This is a genomic window from Amycolatopsis sp. NBC_01307, from assembly GCF_035975215.1.
Taxonomy (GTDB): domain Bacteria; phylum Actinomycetota; class Actinomycetes; order Mycobacteriales; family Pseudonocardiaceae; genus Amycolatopsis.
This window is the reverse complement of record NZ_CP108403.1, coordinates 9,787,743-9,804,303: the sequence shown is the minus strand read 5'-3', so window position 1 is coordinate 9,804,303 and position 16,561 is coordinate 9,787,743. Positions and strand designations below refer to the sequence as shown.

The window sequence follows — 16,561 nt, the reverse complement described above, 5'->3', positions numbered from 1 at the left end:
CGCACTCGATCGGGTTTTCCACCGCACCATGCGAACAGTTCGGTGTCTACCACCCGATCGGGTGCCCCGTCCAAAGTGGATCTTCAGCCGAGGCCCGGCGTGAGCGCCAACCCCCTGACCTGTACGGCGTTCAACGTCGGTTCCGGCCGCTGGACCGGCAGCGGGACGCCCTTCTGTTCCAGGACACCGCTGTTGCTGGACCAGAACTCGACGTTCATCCCCGGCGCGGTCAGCGACGCGCGGTACGTCAGCACGCCGTTCGCGCGCTCGGTCACCTTCCGCAGGCCGCCTTCCTTCAGCTGCTCGACTTCGCAGCTCACCTGGTTCGGGACGGCGGTGCCGCACCGCACCATCGACGAAGCGCCGCCGCTGGCAGCGTCGTCGAGCAGCGCCAGGAAGTAGACCGACCCGGTGCCCCGCTCGTCGGTGACCCGGACGCCCATGTGGAACAGGGCGTCCCGCGGCGCGGTCCCCACCGGGTCGGCGATCAGGTGGAACGGGTTCGGCGGCGGCGTTTCCCCCGGGATCGTCAGGCGTTCGACCTTCGCTCCCGGCGGCAGCATCGAGCGCACGGCGTTGTCGACGACGCAGCTCAGCCGGTCGACGATCTGCGCCCGCGTCTCCCCCGCCGACGCCGCCAGCAGCCGGTTGCGCCGGGAGCGGCGGCCCCGCGCCAGGATCTCGGCGCCGTCCAGGCCGATCGGGGGTTCGTCTTCGGTCACGTACGCCGTGAGCGCGGACCGGACGTCGAGGTCTTCCATCACCGCTCCTCCGTCATCGGCGCGGGGAGGGCGGCGCGCAGCGCCTCGACTCCGCGGGCGGTCTGGCTCTTCACGGTGCCTTCGGCGACACCGAGCAGGGCCGCGACTTCGGCCACCGGCAGGTCTTCGAGGAACCGCAGCACGACCATCGCGCGCTGCCGCGGCGTCAGCCCGGTCAGTGCGCGCTCGAGGTCGAGGCGGACGTGGCTGTCGTGGTCCGGTGGAGCCGCCCGTTCGGGTGGCTCGGACGTCACGTGCTCACGGCCCGCTTTCCTGCGCCCGGCGAGGAACGCGTTGAGCAGGATGCGCCGCGCGTAGGCGTCGGCGGTGTCCGGCCGCACCCGGCGCCACCGCCGGTACCGCTGGACGAACATGGCTTGCACGAGGTCTTCGGCGCTGTGCCAGTCCCCGCAGAGCGCGAACGCCACCCGCCGGAACCGCTGCACCCGCGCGGCGGAGTACTCGCTGAAATCGAGCTCTCTCGACGCCCCCACCCGGCCCTCCTTCGCACATTCTCACCCCTGCTAGTGCGCGGAGGGCCGGGAAGGTTCAAGCTGACCTACATGTGCACGACGCCCGGCGCCGCCTCACCCTTCGGCGCGCCCGAGCGCAGCAGCAGGCCGCTGAGCACCGCGCCGGCCGCGAAGATGAAGCCGGCCCAGGTGAACGCCGTCGTGTAGCTCTCGATCGAGGCTTCGGCCACCAGCTGCGGCGTCGGCACCTTGCCCGCGAGGTACGACGACGCCGCGTTGCCCGCGAGGGTGCTGAGCAGCGCCGTGCCGATCGAGCCGCCGACCTGCTGCATCGTGTTGACCGCCGCCGACGCGACCCCGGCGTCGTGCGCCTCGACGCCGAACGTCGCGACGCTCATCGCCGGCGCCATCGCCAGGCCGATGCCGAAGCCCATCACCAGCAGCGGGCCGAGGACCCCGCTGGCGTACGTGCTTTCGAGGTCGATGCGGCTGAGCCAGAACAGCCCGACCGCCGCGATCGCCATGCCCGTCGGCACCAGCGGCCGCGGGCCGAAGCGCGGGAGCAGGACGGCCGTCGCGGTGGTGGCGGCCAGCATCAGCGTCGCCACCATCGGCAGGAACCCGACACCGCTCTGGATCGGCGTGAACCTCAGGTTCTGCTGCACGTAGAACGTCAGGAACAGGAAGATCGCGAACATGCCGATGGCGAGCAGGAACATCGCCAGGTACGAGCCGCCGCGGTTGCGGTCGAGCAGCACGCGCAGCGGCAGCAGCGGGTGCGAGACGCGCTGCTGCAGCCACACGAACACGCCCAGCAGCACCACACCCGCCGTGAGGAAGCCCCACACCGAGACCGACGACCACGAGTCCGATTCCGCGTTCGCGAAGCCGAAGACCAGCGCGAACAGGCCCGCGGACGCGGTGACCGTGCCGGGCAGGTCGAGCTTCGGGCGCGGGCCGGCGTCACGCTGGTTGCGCAGCAGGACCGAGCTGCCGACGAAGGCGACGACGGCGAAGATGATGTTGACGAACATGCACCAGCGCCAGTCGAGGTACTCGGTCAGCACGCCGCCGAGCAGCAGGCCGACGGCCGCGCCGCCACCACCGATGGCCCCGAACACGCCGAACGCGCGACCGCGTTCCTTCGGGTCGGTGAACGTCGTGGTCAGCAGCGAAAGCGCGGCCGGCGCGAGCAGCGCGCCGAACACGCCCTGTGCCGCACGGGCGATCAGGAGCATCTCGATGTTGCTCGCCGCGCCGCCGAACGCGGACACCGCGGCGAAGCCGGCCAGGCCGACGAGCAGGGTGTTCTTGCGGCCGAAGAGGTCCGCGAGCCGCCCGCCGAGCAGCAGCAGGCTGCCGAACGCGAGCGCGTACGCCGTGACGACCCATTGCCGCGCGTCGTTGGAAAAGCCCAGGTCGAGCTGGGCGGAAGGCAGCGCGATGTTCACGACGGTCGCGTCGAGAACGACCATCAGCTGGGCCAGGCCGATCATCACGAGGATCAGCCACCGTCTGGCGTGGTGGGGGTTCTCGGCGGCGCGCGCGTCCCCCGACGGCGCGACGACGAGCGTGGACTCGGTCATGGGTGTCCTCACTGAAAGTGATCAGGAAGCTATGTGGAGTAGGTATCTCCCCTTACGTGGCCCAACGTACACAAGAACCGGAGAAGGTGCCTCTACTTCATTGGTAGAGTGGGACGCATGACACGGGACGCGAGTCCCGCCGCACCGGCGCGGCCGCTGCGGCGTGACGCCGAATTGAACCGCCGCCGCATCCTCCAGGCCGCCCGCGAGGTCTTCGGCCGACGCGGCCTGGAAGCCACCCTCGACGACATCGCGCACCACGCCGGCCTCGGCGTCGGCACGGTCTACCGGCGCTTCCCCAGCAAGGAACACCTGGTCGAAGCCATGTTCGCCGAGCGCATGGAGGAAATCGGCGACCTCGCGGCGGAAGCGCTGAAGGCCGAAGACGCGTGGGAAGCGTTCGTCAGCTTCACGTGGAAGGCGGCCGAGCTGCATTCGACGGACCGCGGGCTGCGCGAGATCATGCTGTCCAACAAGTTCGGCCACGAGCACGTCGCGGACGCGAAAGCCCGCATGGTGCCGTTGATCACACAGCTCGTCGAGCGGGCCAAGGCGGCGGGCGGCCTGCGCGCCGACTTCGCCCCCACCGACATCCCCCTGCTGCACATGATGGTCGGCTCGGTGGTCGAGTTCACGTGCGCGGTGGACCCGTCACTGTGGCGCCGGTGCCTGGGCATGCTGCTCGACGGCCTGCGCGCGGAACCCGGCAAGGCGACGGAACTGCCGCACCCGCCGCTGGACGAGCAGGAGATCGACGAAGCGATGTGCTCCTGGCGACCCTGAGGACCCGGCAGGCACAACAAAACCAGGCGGGTGTCGTAGCTCCCGCCTGGTTCGGCTTCCCCGCTCCCGTCACTCGGCCGGGATGACCGCCCACAGGATGAGGTAGGCCACGAACTGGGGGCCGGGCAGCAGGCAGGACAGCACCGCCAGCAGCCGGACCGTGTTGGGCTTCATGCCGTACCGCTGCGCGAGACCGGCGCAGACGCCGGCGATCATGCGGCCGTGGCGGGGGCGGCTCAGTCGCCGGGTGACCGGTGCGCTCATCGTCTTCCCTTTCCTCGAACTTCCGATATACCCACTTCACCACCCGGCCACCCGGTTCCGCATCACTCGCGGGAAGGATCGTTCCCTTAGGGGACGGCGAAAGCGAAAGTCCTTCAGGCACTGCGGAAACCGCAGCTCGCGCAGCGGAAAACCGAGGACCTGCGCGTTTGTCGCTCACCCAGCGGAAAATAGTGAGAGATGTCCCCGTCAGGGGTGGCTTTTCGGCTGGATGTGGTGATACTTGCACCCCGTGTACCCGCGTTGGAAATCTTTGGTCGTCGTGATGATCTGCGCCCTGCTTTCGGCCGGCTGCGCCACCACGCAGGCCGCGTCCGACCCGGCCGAGGGCTCGGGGCCGACGCCCCTGACCGCGTCCGCCGCGCTCGGCGACTTCGGCACCGTCGACTACTGCAGCATGCTCGACGTGCCCAAGGTCGCGGCCGGCGCCGTCGCCGTGCCGACGTTCGAGAGCTGTCAGGCCGACCTCGGCTGGCGCACGATCCTCGTCGGGCCGCTGGCCTTCGACTCCGACCCGAACATCAAGCCCTACGACTACGCGGGGCCGGTGCCCGACGGCGTCTCGGTGCAGCAGTCGATGTTCAACGACCACACCGCCTGCACCCGCACGATCATCTTCGCCGACGGCAACCGGCTGGACGTGTCGGTGACCGACAGCGGTCCCGCCGACCAGCCCGGCCGCTGCGAGACCGCGGACGCCACCGTCGGCTCGGTGCTCGCCGCGGTCACCGCCGGCAAGGTCGGGCGGCTGACGTTCCCCGAGCGCTCGTGGGGCCGGGTCGCGCCCTGCGCGCTGCTCGACAGCCACGACCTCGACGACCCCGCCGGCGCCGGCAGCCAGCCGACCATCGGGCTGGCTGGGCACAGCTGCATCCGCGGCAAGGTCGGCTTCAAGCTCACCGTGGACACCGCGGGCACGAACGGCCCGGTCGAGACGCTCGGCGGCCGCGCGGCCCAGGTCCGGCTCGCGGGCGTGTTCTGCCTGGTCGACAGCACGCAGCCGGCACCGGGCCTGCCCGGACGCCGTGAGCTGGCGGAGATCAGCGTGGTCGAGACGGCGGGCACGGCCGGCGACGGCACGTGCGCACTGGCCCGCACCGCGGCGACGTCGATCTACTCACGGCTCCCGAAGGCCTGAAACGCCCTGAAGGGCACCCTCAGGGACTTGGAGTCCCTGAGGGTGCCCTTCACGGCACTACCGTTCAGTCCTCGTAGGTGAGGTTCTTGCCGTTGGCCGGGTCGAAGAGCTTGACCTTGTCCGCGTCGAACCAGACCTGCAGGTCCGAGTTCTCCTTGGCGGCCGATTCCGCCGAGAGCCGGGCCACGATCTGCGACGCCGACCCCGGGACGTCGGCCGAGCCGCTGTCCGCCGCCAGTTCCGCGAGCTCCGCGGACGTGGCGGTTTCCCCTTCGACGGTGAAGTGGGCGAACTTCTCCGACCCCATCGACTCGAGGACGTCGACGTGCGCGGTGAACGTGCCACCGCCCGTCTTCTGGCCGGCTTCGACCAGCGCCGCGTCCTCGAAGTGCTCCGGCCGGATGCCGACGAGCACCTCGCGCGGCGCGTCCGCCTTCTCCACCAGCTGCCGGATCCGGTCCGTCAGCGGGGTGGTGCCGAGCGGCGTGCGCAGCTCGTTGTTCTCCAGCGTGGCCGGCACGAAGTTCATCGACGGCGAGCCGATGAACCCCGCGACGAACAGGTTCGCCGGGTTCTCGTAGAGGAACTGCGGGGCACCGATCTGCTGCACGAAACCGCCGCGCAGCACCACGACCCGGTCGCCAAGGGTCATGGCCTCGGTCTGGTCGTGCGTGACGTACAGCGTCGTCGTGCCGAGCTGCTTCTGGATCTTCGACACCGACGTCCGCATCTGGCCGCGGAGCTTGGCGTCCAGGTTGGACAGTGGCTCGTCCATCAGGAACGCCTTGGGGTTGCGGACGATCGCCCGGCCCATCGCGACGCGCTGGCGCTGGCCACCGGAGAGGTTGGCCGGCTTGCGGTCCAGGTGCGCGGTCAGGTCGAGGATCGTCGCCGCTTCCTCCACCTTCGCCCGCACCGTCTTGTCGTCCACCTTGGCCAGCCGCAGCGGGAAGGCCATGTTCTCGCGGACGCTCATGTGCGGGTACAGCGCGTAGGACTGAAACACCATCGCGATGTCCCGGTCCTTCGGGGCCTTCTCGTTGACGCGCTTGCCGTCGATGCGCAGCTCGCCGGAGGAGATGTCCTCCAGGCCCGCCACCATGTTCAGCATGGTCGACTTCCCGCAGCCGGACGGACCGACCAGCACGAGGAACTCGCCGTCGCCGATGGTGATGTCCACTTCGGACACCGCGAGCGCGCCGTCGGGGTACTTCTTCGACACCTTGTCGAGGACGATTTCTGCCATGACTACCCCTTCACCGCACCGGAGGTCAGCCCCGCCACGATGCGACGCTGGAAGAACAACACGAACACAATGATCGGGATGGTGATCACGACCGCGGCCGCGCTCACCTGCCCGGTCGGGTCCTCGAACTGCGAGGACCCGGTGAAGAACGACAGCGCCGCCGGCACCGTGCGCGACGCCGTGGTCGACGTCAGCGAGATGGCGAACAGGAAGTCGTTCCAGCAGAAGATGAACACCAGGATCGCGGTGGTGAACACACCCGGCGCGGCCAGCGGCGCGATCACCTTCCGGAACGCCTGGGCCGGCGTCGCGCCGTCCATCTTCGCCGCCTTTTCCAGCTCCCACGGGATTTCCCGGAAGAACGCCGACAGCGTGTAGATCGACAGCGGCAGCGCGAACGTGATGTAGGGCAGGATCAGCCCCGGCCACGTGTCGAACAGCGCCAGGTTCCGCTCGATGTTGAACAGCGGCGTCACCAGCGACACCTGCGGGAACATCGCGATCAGCAGGGAGAGCCCGACCAGCAGTTGCTTGCCGGGGAACTCCAGCCGGGCGATGGCGTAGGCGGCCATCGTGCCCAGCACCACGGCGATCACCGTGGAGATGATCGCGATGCCGATCGAGTTGACCAGTGCCAGCAGGAACTCCGACGTCTGGAAGATGTCCGCGTAGTTCTGCCAGGTCCACGACTGCGGGATGAAGTACCCGTCGGTCAGCGTGTCCTTGGTCTTGAACGAGAGCGAGACCACCCAGAGCACCGGCACCAGCGCGAACACCAGCACGAGGATGTCGACGAGCCCCCAGCGAAGCTTGCGGCCCGTCGTGACGGTTCCCATCACCATCAGCGCTTACCCCCAGTATCCGAACCCGGTGCGGCCGTGCCGAACACCTTGATGAAGATGAACGCGATGATCGCCACCGTGATGAAGATCAGCACCGCCATCGTCGACCCGATCCCGAGGTTGAGCCCCTTGACCAGGTTGTCGTAGGTCTGCATGGACACCGACCCGGTGTCCTGCGCGCCGCCGGTGAGGACGTAGATGTTGTCGAAGATCCGGAACGCGTCGAGCGTGCGGAACAGCAGCGCCACCAGGATCGCCGGCTTCATCACCGGCAGCATCACCTTCGTGAACCGCTGCCAGCCGTTCGCGCCGTCCATCGCGGCGGCCTTGAGCAGGTCGTCTGGCACCAGCGCCAGGCCCGCCATCAGCAGCAGCGCCATGAACGGCGTGGTCTTCCACACCTCGGCGCCGATGATGATGAACAGCGACGGCCACTGCTCGGTGAGCGGCGCGCCGTCGGAGGCGAGCCAGTTCGCCAGGTAGCCGGTCTTCGGCGTCCACGCGTAGTACCACGAGAACGCCGCGACGACCGTGACGATGCCGTACGGGATCAGGGCGACCGTCCGGACGAGACCGCGGCCGACGAGCGTCCGGTGCATCACCAGCGCCAGTGCCATGCCGAGGACGAACTCGATCGCCACGGACACGACCGTCAGGAGCATGGTCGTCCCGAACGCCGTCCACCAGTACGAGTTGGACAGCACGGCGCCGTAGTTGTCGAAGCCGACGAACTGCTGCTGCGCCGGGAACCGCAGGTCGTACCGCTGCAGCGACAGCCAGATCGAGTAGACGATCGGGTAGCCGGTGACGGCGATCATCACGACGAACGCGGGCGCGCACAGCCAGAGCCCGAGCTTCCGCTCGGCCTTCTTGCCCTCGGACAGGGCGGGTTTGCCCTTCTTGTGGGACGTCGCTCCTTCGGCGACGGTGGCCCCGGCGGTGTCGGCCGGGGTGGAGTCCTGAACGGTCACGGGATCACTCCCTTCGACTGGAGCGCGTCACTGAGCTGCTGGCGCAGCTTGTCCGCGGTGGCCTGCGGATCGATTTCGGCCGGTGGCGAAAGGATCTTCGACATCACCGTCGACGCGTTCTGGTAGGCCGGGGTCAGCGGCCGGACCGCGGCGTCCTTCAGTGCGTCGAGGATCGAGTCGCGCATCGGGTACTTGATCGCCATGTTCGGGTTGTCGTCGCCCGCCGGCTTCGACGGGTCGAGCGGCGTGTCGTTGTGGTACACCGATTCGATGGTCGGCGGGACGCCGTCGTTGATCGCCGAGAACTTCTGGTTCTCCGGGCTCCGCAGGCACAACGCGGCTTCGTACGCCTCGGGCTTGTGCTGTGACAGCGAACTGACAGCGAGGTCGTACCCGCCGATCGTGGTCTTGGCCGGCGTGCCGGCCTCGGCCTGCGGGTAGACGGCCCACTTGAAGTGCGAGACGTCCGACGCCTTGTCCTTCGCGTAGGAGGCGTAGACGAACGGCCAGTTCAGCTCGAACGCGGCGTCACCGCGCTGGAACGTCTGCCGGACGTCGTCCTCCTTCGAGTTGGTCAGCGACGCGTCGGTGATCCCCGAATCGGTGATCTTCTTCAGCAGGGCGAGCGCTTTCACGGCGCCGTCGTCCATCACCACGGACTTGCCGTCGTCGGACAGGATGTGCCCGCCCATCGACGCGACCAGGGTGTTGTAGAAGACGACGAGGCCTTCGTACTGCGCGCCGGTGAAGACGATGCTGTACGGCTTGCCCAGCTGCTTGAGCTCCTGCGACTTCTGGATCGCCTCGTCCCACGTCTTGGGCGGGGTCGGGGTGATCCGGTCGTCGTACCAGAGCAGCTGGATGTTCGTGTTCTTCGGGGCCGCGTACAGCTTCCCGTTGTAGGTCGCGGTGTCGAGCGGTCCCTGCAGGACGCCTTCGGAGGCCGCGGCCTTGTTCTGGTCCTTCCATTCATCGACCCAGCCGGCTTCGGCGAACTCCGAAACCCAGGTCACGTCGAGCCCCAGTACGTCCATCGCGGTGTCGCCCGCCGCCAGCCGCCGCGCCATCTGGAGCCGCTGGTCGTCCGAGCCGCGCTGGAGTTTGTTGTAGACGATCTCGTAGCGGCCGTTCGCCGCCTTGTTGCAGTTGTCCACGACCTTCTGGAAACTGTCCTCGGGTGCGTAGTAGACGTTGATCTTCGTGCCACCGCCCGAGCCGCAGCCGGCCACGAGACCGGTCAGCAATGCCCCTGCCCCCAGCAGGGCGGTGGTACGGCCGGGCGATCGCCCCCGTTTGCCCGCGCCGATCCTCTTCCCCATCAGGCCTCCTCACCCGCGTGCACGCCGGTTACCGCGGTGCCCGGTGGGCACCGCGACGCGATGAGGCGAAACCGCGCCAGCACCCCGACGTGCTAGTGCTCGGGCCGCCACGCTGGTGGGCGGGGCCGCCCGACTGGTGTCGGACAACTTATGCCGGGCGATCACACCCCGCAAGCAGTATCGGTAACGATTCAGGCCAGTGCATGCCGAACTGTGATTATCGCCTGATATTGGCGGTAAACCTCACGACGGCGGTTTGAGCGCGAGCTTCGCCAGCAGTTCCCGCGCCCGCTCGGCCGACCGCGGCTGGCACAGGACGTCGTACCGGCCCGCGACGAGCTGGCTCGCCGACGAGAAGTCCCGGCGCCCGCGCGACATGCTGTACCCGATCGCGGCGAACGCCAGCCCGGACAGCACGCCCAGCACCAGGCCGGTGAGCAGCTGCAGCGCGAACCCCTGGTTGACGAACAGCCCGAGCAGCAGGCCGGCGAAGAGGCCGAACCAGGCGCCGGACACCGCGCCGGTGGCGAGGACGCGCCCCCACGAAAGCTTCCCGATGACCCGCTCGACCAGCATCAGGTCGACGCCGACGATGGTGACGTCGCCGACCGCGAACTCGTTCTCCGCGAGGAAGTCGACCGCCTGCTGGGCCTCGCCGTAGGTCGCGTACGACCCGATCGGCCAGCCGGTCGGCGGCGTCGGCAGCCGCGGCAGGTTGCCGGGCGCCCGGCCCCCGCCAAAGGGACTACTCACCATCATCACCTGCGCAGTCGTGGGTCCTGGGCGTCCATCTTGTCAAGAACACCCGGACCGTGCGAGCCGCTTACCCCGAAAGGCCGGACGCGCCACCATGTCGACAAGTCGCTTTGCACTTTCCCTAGGAAAGATACGTCCGAGGGCCCTTCGGACGCATCTTTCCCAGCGAAAGTGGCGGTCTCAGGAACGGGACTTGTATTCGCGCAGCAGGCCGCGGCTGATGATGGTCTTCTGGATCTCGCTCGTGCCCTCGCCGATCAGCAGGAACGGGGCCTCGCGCATGAGGCGCTCGATCTCGTACTCCTTCGAGTAGCCGTAGCCGCCGTGGATGCGGAACGAGTCCTGCGTGACCTCCGCGCAGTACTCCGACGCGATCAGCTTGGCCATGCCCGCCTCGACGTCGTTGCGCTCGCCCGAGTCCTTCAGGCGGGCCGCGTTCACCATCATCAGGTGGGCCGCCTCGACCTTGGTCGCCATCTCGGCCAGCTTGAACGCCACGGCCTGGTGCTCGGCGATCGCCTTGCCGAACGTCTTGCGCTGCTGGGCGTACTCCACCGCCAATTCGAACGCGCGGATCGCGATGCCGCACGCCCGCGCCGCGACGTTCACGCGGCCGACCTCGACACCGTCCATCATGTACGCGAAGCCCTTGCCCGGCGCCTCGCCGAGCACCATGTCCGCGCCGATCTTGTAGCCGTCGAACACCGCCTCGGTGGTGTCGACGCCCTTGTAGCCCATCTTGTCGATCTTGCCGGGGATGGTCAGGCCCGGCGCCACCTCGCCGAAGCCCTCGGGCTTCTCGACGAGGAACGCCGTCAGGTTCTGGTGGGGCTTCTCGGCACCCTCGTCGGTCTTGACGAGCAGCGCGATCAGGTTGGACGAGCCGCCGTTCGTCAGCCACATCTTGGCGCCGTCGACGACGTAGCCGTCGTCGGTCTTCTTCGCGCGCGTCTTGATGGCGGCGACGTCGGAGCCGAGGTCCGGCTCGGACATCGAGAACGAGCCCCGGACCTCGCCGGTCGCCATCCGCGGCAGGAAGTGCCGCTTCTGCGCCTCGGTGCCGTGGCGGGTGATCATGTGCGCCACGATGAAGTGCGTGTTGATCACGCCGGACACGCTCATCCAGCCCCGCGCGATCTCCTCGACGACGAGCGCGTAGGTCAGCAGCGACTCGCCGAGCCCGCCGTACTCCTCCGGGATGGTGATCCCGAACAGGCCCATCTCCTTCATGCCCTCGACGATGTCGGCCGGGTAGGTGTCGGAGTGCTCGAGCTCCTGCGCGTGCGGGATGACCTCCTTGTCCACGAACTGGCGGACGGTCGCGAGGATCTCCGACTGCACGTCGGACAGGCCGGCGGTCTGGGCGAGACGGGCCATCACGGCTCCCTTTCCGGTTACGACGCCGCTCCCGGCGCTGGGTTACCGGTGAGTATGACCCGAAACGGGCGACCCTGCTATGAGGGCGCTCACGCCCGGCCCCCTCAGCACCGTAAAGTGCGACCGGAAGGGGAGGAACCATGACTTATCCGCAGGATCCGAACGACCCGTACGGCCAGCAGCAGCCGCAGTCGGGTGGTTTCCAGCAGCCCCCGTCGGGCGGCTACCAGCAGCCGGGTTACGGCCAGCAGTACCCGTCGGGCGGCTACCCGCAGCCCGGTTACGGCCAGCAGTACCCCGGCATGGGGATGCAGCCGAAGGAAGGCCCCGGGCTCGCCGTCGGCGCGCTGATCTGCTCGATCGCCGGCATCTTCCTGTGCTTCCTGATCAGCGTCGCGGGCATCATCATGGGCCACATCGCCTACAACAAGGCCAAGGCCGGTCAGGCGGAAGGCCAGGGCCTGGCGATGGCGGCGTTCATCGTCGGCTACGCCGCGATCGCGCTCAACATCCTGGGGTTCATCCTCTTCTTCGGGGTCGGCGCCGCGAACGGCCTCTTCCGCTGACCGGCTAAGTTGAGGTCCTGCACGCACCGAGGGGGCCCGCGATGACCGACCCGTCCGGCGACAAGGACCACCCGTCCACGTCGTACGACCCGCCGTCGACCACCGAGTCGTCGTCGTACGACCCGGGGTCCTACGAACCGCCCGCGACCGCGGACCCGACGTTCGACAGCACGGTCCCGGACAGCACCATCGCCGACAGCACCGTTTCGGACAGCACCGCCGCGGACCACACCGTCGCGAGCGGCACGGCCGCCGACACGACGGTCACCGGTGCCACGACGCCGCCGCCGTACCCGGCCGCCGGGAGCCTGCCGCCGGGGGCGTTCGAGACGCCCGCGGCGCACATCCCCGGCACGCCGTACGCGGCCCCGGGCTACCCGCAGCAGACGTACGCGCAGCCGTACCCGCCGGCGTACGGCGCGCCCTACGCGCCGCCGGCGCCCTACGCGCCGCCGGCGCCGTACGCCCAGCCGTACCCGGGCGCCCCGCGCACCCAGGACAACGCGCTCGCCATCGGCGCGCTGGTCTGCTCGATCCTCGGCTTCTGCTCCGGCATCACCGCGCTGCCCGGGCTGATCATGGGCCACATCGCGCTGAGCCGCACCAACCGCGGCGAAGGTGGCGGCCGCGGGGTCGCCACGGCCGCCGTGATCATCGGCTACGTCGTCGTCGCGCTGTGGGTCGGCTTCTTCACGACGTTCATCATCCTGGGCGTGAACGGCCAGTTCGACAGCTAGTCGGACGTCGGCAATGCCGCGTCGCCAGGGGTGCGCGGCGCCGGGGCCGCGTGCCCGTTCGCCTCCGGTTTCGCTTCCACCGCATCGGGTTCCGGCGCGGCCTCGGGAATCGCCGGCGCGACGGGCGCCGGCGGGGCCGCGGGTGTCGCGGCCGGCTTCGGGGTGTGCGCGTCGAGGAAGCGCAGCAGCTCCACCGGGAACGGCAGGATCAGCGTCGAGTTCTTCTCCGACGACACCTGGACCACCGTCTCCAGCAGCCGCAGCTGCATCGCCGACGGCGTGTCGGCCATCGTCGCCGCGGCCTGCGCGAGCTTGTGCGACGCCTGCAGCTCACCGTCGGCCGAGATGACGCGCGCCCGGCGTTCCCGCTCCGCCTCGGCCTGCCGGGACATCGAGCGCTTCATCGCCTCCGGCAGCGCGACGTCCTTGATCTCGACCTTGTCGATGTGGATGCCCCAGTCGAGCGCCGGGCTGTCGATCATCAGCTCCAGGCCCTCGTTGAGGTGCTCGCGGTTCGACAGCAGGTCGTCGAGCTCGCTCTTGCCGATGATCGAGCGCAGCGACGTCTGCGCGACCTGGCCGACGGCGGCGCGGTAGTCCTGCACGTTGACCGCGGCGACGACCGGGTCGATCACCTTGAAGTAGACGACGGCGTCGACCCGGACGGTGACGTTGTCGCGGGTGATGCCGTCCTGCGCCGGGACCGGCATCGTGATGATCTGCATGTTGACCTTCTGCATCCGGTCCACGAACGGGACCAGCAGTTTCAGGCCGGGCTCCTGCACCCGGGACCGCACCCGGCCGAACCGGAAGACGAGCCCGCGTTCGTACTGCTTGACCACGCGCACGCCGGCCGCGAGCCAAGCTCCGCCCAGTACGACGACGGCGCTGACGATCTCCACCACCATGGCTGCTCCCGGGGTTGCGATTTCCCCTGAAAACCCAGCGTACGCCCGTGGCCACCAGGGCGAAACGCGCTGGACGCGGCGGCCAGACTGAGGTCGTGAACGACCTTCGCGTGCCTCCGGTCTTCGCCGCCCGCGCACCCCGCGTGCTCGGCCCCGGAGCCGTCCCCTGGCTGGCCGCCCTGCCGGCTCTCGCCGCCGCGTACGCCCGCGAGTGGGGCCTGACGTTCGAGGGCGAGGCGATGCACGGCTACGTCGGCGTCGTCCAGCCCGCGCGCCGGGCCGACGGCACGCCGGTGGTGCTGAAACTGGGCTGGCGCAACGACGAGTCCACCGACGAGCCGGTCGCACTGTCCACATGGGCCGGCCGGGGTGCGGTGCTGCTGCTGGACTCCGCGCCGGACGACGGCGTCCTGCTGCTGGAGCGGCTCGACGCCGGGCGCACCCTCGATCACCTCCCGCTGCGCGAAGCCGTCCCGATCCTGGGCGGGCTGGCGCGGCGGCTGGCCGTGCCCGCGCCGCCGGAGCTGACCCGGAGCGTCCGCGTGGAGGCCGCGGGGCTGGTCGAGGAACTCCCCCGGCGCTGGGCCGAGCTGGGCGAGCCGTTCGACCGGCGGCTCGTCGACGACGCCGTCGCGATCTGCCGCGAGCTGGGGCCGTCCTCGGGCGACCTGCTGGTGAACGAGGACCTGCACTTCCAGAACGTGCTCGCCGGGCAGCGCGAGCCGTGGCTGGTCATCGACCCCAAGCCGCTGTCCGGCGACCTCGAGTACGGCGTGATCCCGTTGTTCTGGAACCGGTTCACCGAGTCCACACTGGACGAACGGATGGACCTGATCGTCGCCTCCCAGGAGCTGGACGCCGGGAAGGCACGCGCCTGGACGCTGGTGCGGGCGGTGCAGAACTGGCTCTGGCGGGTCGAAGAGTCCGCCGAACACGGCGTGGACAGCGACGACCCGGCGTTCGTCACAGTGCCGGAAATCGCCGCGTGGGCAGCCAGCCGATAGGGTCGGCGCCATGGCAGCGGTCAACAGGGTTTTCGCAGCTCAGCTGTCGGGTTTGCCGGTGTTCGGCCCGGACGGCGAATCCATCGGCCGGGTCCGCGACCTCGTCGCCGGGTTGCGCCTCGACACGCAGCCGCCGCGGATCCTCGGCGTGGTCGTCGAGCTGACCACCCGGCGGCGGGTCTTCGTGCCGATGCTGCGGGTCACCGCGATCGAACCGACCGCCGTCACGCTCGCCACCGGTTCGGTCAACATGCGCCAGTTCAACCAGCGGCCCAACGAGGTCCTGGTCCTCGGCCAGCTGCTGGACGCGCACGCGTCGCTGGCCGGCTCGGACACCCGCGTCACCGTCGTCGACGCCGGGATGGAGCCGACCCGCACCCGCGACTGGGTGCTGGCCAAGCTCGCCATCCGGGAGCGGCGGGTCGGGCTGGGCCGCCGCCGCTCGGCGATGCAGGTGCTGCCGTGGGCGGAGGTGGCCGGGCTGAGCCTGACCGACATCACCGGCCAGCAGCAGGGCGCCGGGCAGCTGCTCATGCTGTTCGACACCATGCGCTCGGTCGACGTCGCCGCGACGATCCGCGACCTGCCGCTCAAGCGCCGGCACGAGGTCGCCGACGCGATGGACGACGAGCGCCTCGCCGACGTCCTCGAAGAGCTGCCCGACGACGACCAGAAAGAGCTGCTGTCCTACCTCGCCGAGGAGCGCGCGGCCGACATCCTCGAGGCGATGAGCCCGGACGACGCCGCCGACCTGCTGGCCGAGCTGGCCCCGGCCGAGCAGAGCCGGCTGCTGGAGCTGATGGAGCCCGAGGAGTCGGCGCCGGTCAGGCGGCTGCTGGCCTACTCGTCCGACACCGCGGGCGGCCTGATGACCCCCGAGCCGGTGGTCCTCACGCCGGACACGACGATCGCCGAGGCGCTGGCGCACATCCGCAACGCCGAGCTGCCGCCGGCGCTGGCCAGCATGGTGTTCGTCTGCCGGCCGCCGACCGCGACGCCGACCGGGCGCTTCGTCGGCGTCGTCCACTTCCAGCGGCTGCTGCGCGAACCGCCGGCGGAGCTGGTGGCCAGCGCCGTCGACACCGGGCTGGCCGCCCTGCGGCCCAACGCGACGCTGCCCGAGGTCACCCGCTACTTCGCGGCCTACAACCTGACCTGCGGACCGGTCGTCGACACCGAGGACCACCTCATCGGCGCGGTGACCGTCGACGACGTCCTCGACCACCTGCTGCCCGAGGACTGGCGCGAGACCGGCCTGCACGACACGACCGGCGAGACCGGCGAACAACTGGAGGCCGAACGTGCCTGAGCTGACGTCCGGACGGCGGCTGGACCAGCCCCGCAGCCAGAACCGGTTCAAGCTGAACATCGACCCGGACACCTTCGGCAGGCTCACCGAGCGCGTCGCCCGGTTCCTCGGCACCGGCAAGTACCTGTTCTGGCAGACGCTGCTGGTGATCATCTGGATCGCGATGAACCTCACCGCCGTGTCGCTGCAGTGGGACCCGTACCCGTTCATCCTGCTCAACCTGGCCTTTTCGACCCAGGCGGCGTACGCGGCGCCGCTGATCCTGCTCGCGCAGAACCGCCAGGACGACCGCGACCGCGTCTCCCTGGAGGAGGACCGGAACCGGGCCCTGCAGACCAAGGCCGACACCGAGTACCTGGCCCGGGAGCTGGCGGCGCTGCGGCTCGCGGTCGGCGAGGTGGCGACCCGGGACTACCTGCGCGGCGAGCTGGACCGGCTGCGGGAGGACCTCGACGTCCAGCCCAGGAAGGCCAAACCGAACCGCACTCCTACCGGCTCGTAAC

At 69.6% G+C, this 16,561-nt stretch carries 18 protein-coding genes; 7 read left to right on the top strand and 11 right to left on the bottom strand.

Annotated elements, in window-relative coordinates; genetic code table 11:
• Positions 1-83 precede the first annotated feature (83 nt).
• From OG439_RS44220 to OG439_RS44210, 3 genes are all read right to left on the bottom strand, one after another.
• Entirely contained in the window at positions 84-761 is a 678-nt protein-coding gene (locus OG439_RS44220) for a hypothetical protein (protein ID WP_326946322.1), read from the bottom strand.
• Positions 761-1,255 (bottom strand): SigE family RNA polymerase sigma factor, encoded by a 495-nt coding sequence (locus OG439_RS44215; RefSeq protein WP_326946321.1) that lies wholly within the window; start codon positions 1,253-1,255, stop codon positions 761-763. Before OG439_RS44215 ends, OG439_RS44220 begins: the two co-directional genes overlap by 1 nt.
• Positions 1,256-1,320: 65 nt before the next feature.
• Entirely contained in the window at positions 1,321-2,820 is a 1,500-nt protein-coding gene (locus tag OG439_RS44210) for an MFS transporter (protein ID WP_326946320.1), read from the bottom strand.
• 117 nt (positions 2,821-2,937) lie between these two features.
• On the opposite strand from OG439_RS44210, the gene OG439_RS44205 reads away from it, so the two are divergent.
• Complete coding sequence (locus OG439_RS44205; protein WP_326946319.1) at positions 2,938-3,603, top strand: TetR/AcrR family transcriptional regulator; 666 nt, start codon at positions 2,938-2,940, stop codon at positions 3,601-3,603.
• 69 nt (positions 3,604-3,672) lie between these two features.
• Here OG439_RS44205 and OG439_RS44200 read toward each other — a convergent pair whose 3' ends face one another.
• Positions 3,673-3,867, bottom strand: coding sequence for a PspC domain-containing protein (locus OG439_RS44200; protein ID WP_247061051.1), 195 nt, complete (start codon positions 3,865-3,867; stop codon positions 3,673-3,675).
• Between the two features lie 283 nt (positions 3,868-4,150).
• On the opposite strand from OG439_RS44200, the gene OG439_RS44195 reads away from it, so the two are divergent.
• A complete protein-coding gene (locus tag OG439_RS44195) occupies positions 4,151-5,023 on the top strand; it encodes a hypothetical protein (RefSeq protein WP_326946318.1) in 873 nt (290 codons plus the stop codon).
• Positions 5,024-5,087: 64 nt separating this feature from the next.
• Here the strand turns inward: OG439_RS44195 and OG439_RS44190 are convergent, their stop codons facing one another.
• The 6 genes from OG439_RS44190 to OG439_RS44165 all read right to left on the bottom strand — a co-directional run bounded on the left by OG439_RS44190 (position 5,088) and on the right by OG439_RS44165 (position 11,534).
• Positions 5,088-6,269, bottom strand: coding sequence for an ABC transporter ATP-binding protein (locus OG439_RS44190; RefSeq protein ID WP_326946317.1), 1,182 nt, complete (start codon positions 6,267-6,269; stop codon positions 5,088-5,090).
• Between the two features lie 2 nt (positions 6,270-6,271).
• Positions 6,272-7,111, bottom strand: coding sequence for a carbohydrate ABC transporter permease (locus OG439_RS44185; protein ID WP_247061047.1), 840 nt, complete (start codon positions 7,109-7,111; stop codon positions 6,272-6,274).
• A complete protein-coding gene (locus OG439_RS44180) occupies positions 7,111-8,082 on the bottom strand; it encodes a carbohydrate ABC transporter permease (protein ID WP_305879371.1) in 972 nt (323 codons plus the stop codon). Before OG439_RS44180 ends, OG439_RS44185 begins: the two co-directional genes overlap by 1 nt.
• Positions 8,079-9,401 carry an ABC transporter substrate-binding protein gene (locus OG439_RS44175; protein WP_326946316.1) on the bottom strand — a complete coding sequence of 441 codons (1,323 nt, stop codon included), beginning with the start codon at positions 9,399-9,401 and terminating at the stop codon, positions 8,079-8,081. Before OG439_RS44175 ends, OG439_RS44180 begins: the two co-directional genes overlap by 4 nt.
• 243 nt (positions 9,402-9,644) lie before the next feature.
• Positions 9,645-10,160, bottom strand: coding sequence for a general stress protein (locus tag OG439_RS44170; RefSeq protein ID WP_247063953.1), 516 nt, complete (start codon positions 10,158-10,160; stop codon positions 9,645-9,647).
• 177 nt (positions 10,161-10,337) lie between these two features.
• Positions 10,338-11,534 (bottom strand): acyl-CoA dehydrogenase family protein, encoded by a 1,197-nt coding sequence (locus OG439_RS44165; RefSeq protein WP_247061045.1) that lies wholly within the window; start codon positions 11,532-11,534, stop codon positions 10,338-10,340.
• Positions 11,535-11,674: 140 nt separating this feature from the next.
• On the opposite strand from OG439_RS44165, the gene OG439_RS44160 reads away from it, so the two are divergent.
• Both OG439_RS44160 and OG439_RS44155 read left to right on the top strand, forming a co-directional pair.
• The gene (locus tag OG439_RS44160) at positions 11,675-12,100 is read left to right on the top strand and encodes a DUF4190 domain-containing protein (protein WP_326946315.1); all 426 of its coding nucleotides are present in this window, start codon (positions 11,675-11,677) and stop codon (positions 12,098-12,100) included.
• A 41-nt stretch (positions 12,101-12,141) separates the two neighbouring features.
• Positions 12,142-12,837 (top strand): DUF4190 domain-containing protein, encoded by a 696-nt coding sequence (locus OG439_RS44155; protein WP_326946314.1) that lies wholly within the window; start codon positions 12,142-12,144, stop codon positions 12,835-12,837.
• Here OG439_RS44155 and OG439_RS44150 read toward each other — a convergent pair.
• Positions 12,834-13,745, bottom strand: coding sequence for a slipin family protein (locus tag OG439_RS44150; protein ID WP_326946313.1), 912 nt, complete (start codon positions 13,743-13,745; stop codon positions 12,834-12,836). The two genes, OG439_RS44155 and OG439_RS44150, sit on opposite strands and share 4 nt — an antisense overlap.
• A gap of 95 nt (positions 13,746-13,840) precedes the next feature.
• Between OG439_RS44150 and OG439_RS44145 the strand changes: the two genes are divergently transcribed.
• From OG439_RS44145 to OG439_RS44135, 3 genes are read left to right on the top strand one after another with little or no spacing between them, the layout of a single operon-like run.
• On the top strand, positions 13,841-14,749 hold the full coding sequence (locus OG439_RS44145) for an aminoglycoside phosphotransferase family protein (RefSeq protein WP_326946312.1): 909 nt from the start codon (positions 13,841-13,843) through the stop codon (positions 14,747-14,749).
• Positions 14,750-14,759: 10 nt separating this feature from the next.
• Positions 14,760-16,058: a magnesium transporter MgtE N-terminal domain-containing protein gene (locus OG439_RS44140; RefSeq protein WP_326946311.1), complete on the top strand. Its 1,299-nt coding sequence runs from the start codon at positions 14,760-14,762 to the stop codon at positions 16,056-16,058.
• Positions 16,051-16,560 (top strand): DUF1003 domain-containing protein, encoded by a 510-nt coding sequence (locus OG439_RS44135; protein ID WP_326946310.1) that lies wholly within the window; start codon positions 16,051-16,053, stop codon positions 16,558-16,560. Before OG439_RS44140 ends, OG439_RS44135 begins: the two co-directional genes overlap by 8 nt.
• Position 16,561 lies beyond the last annotated feature (1 nt).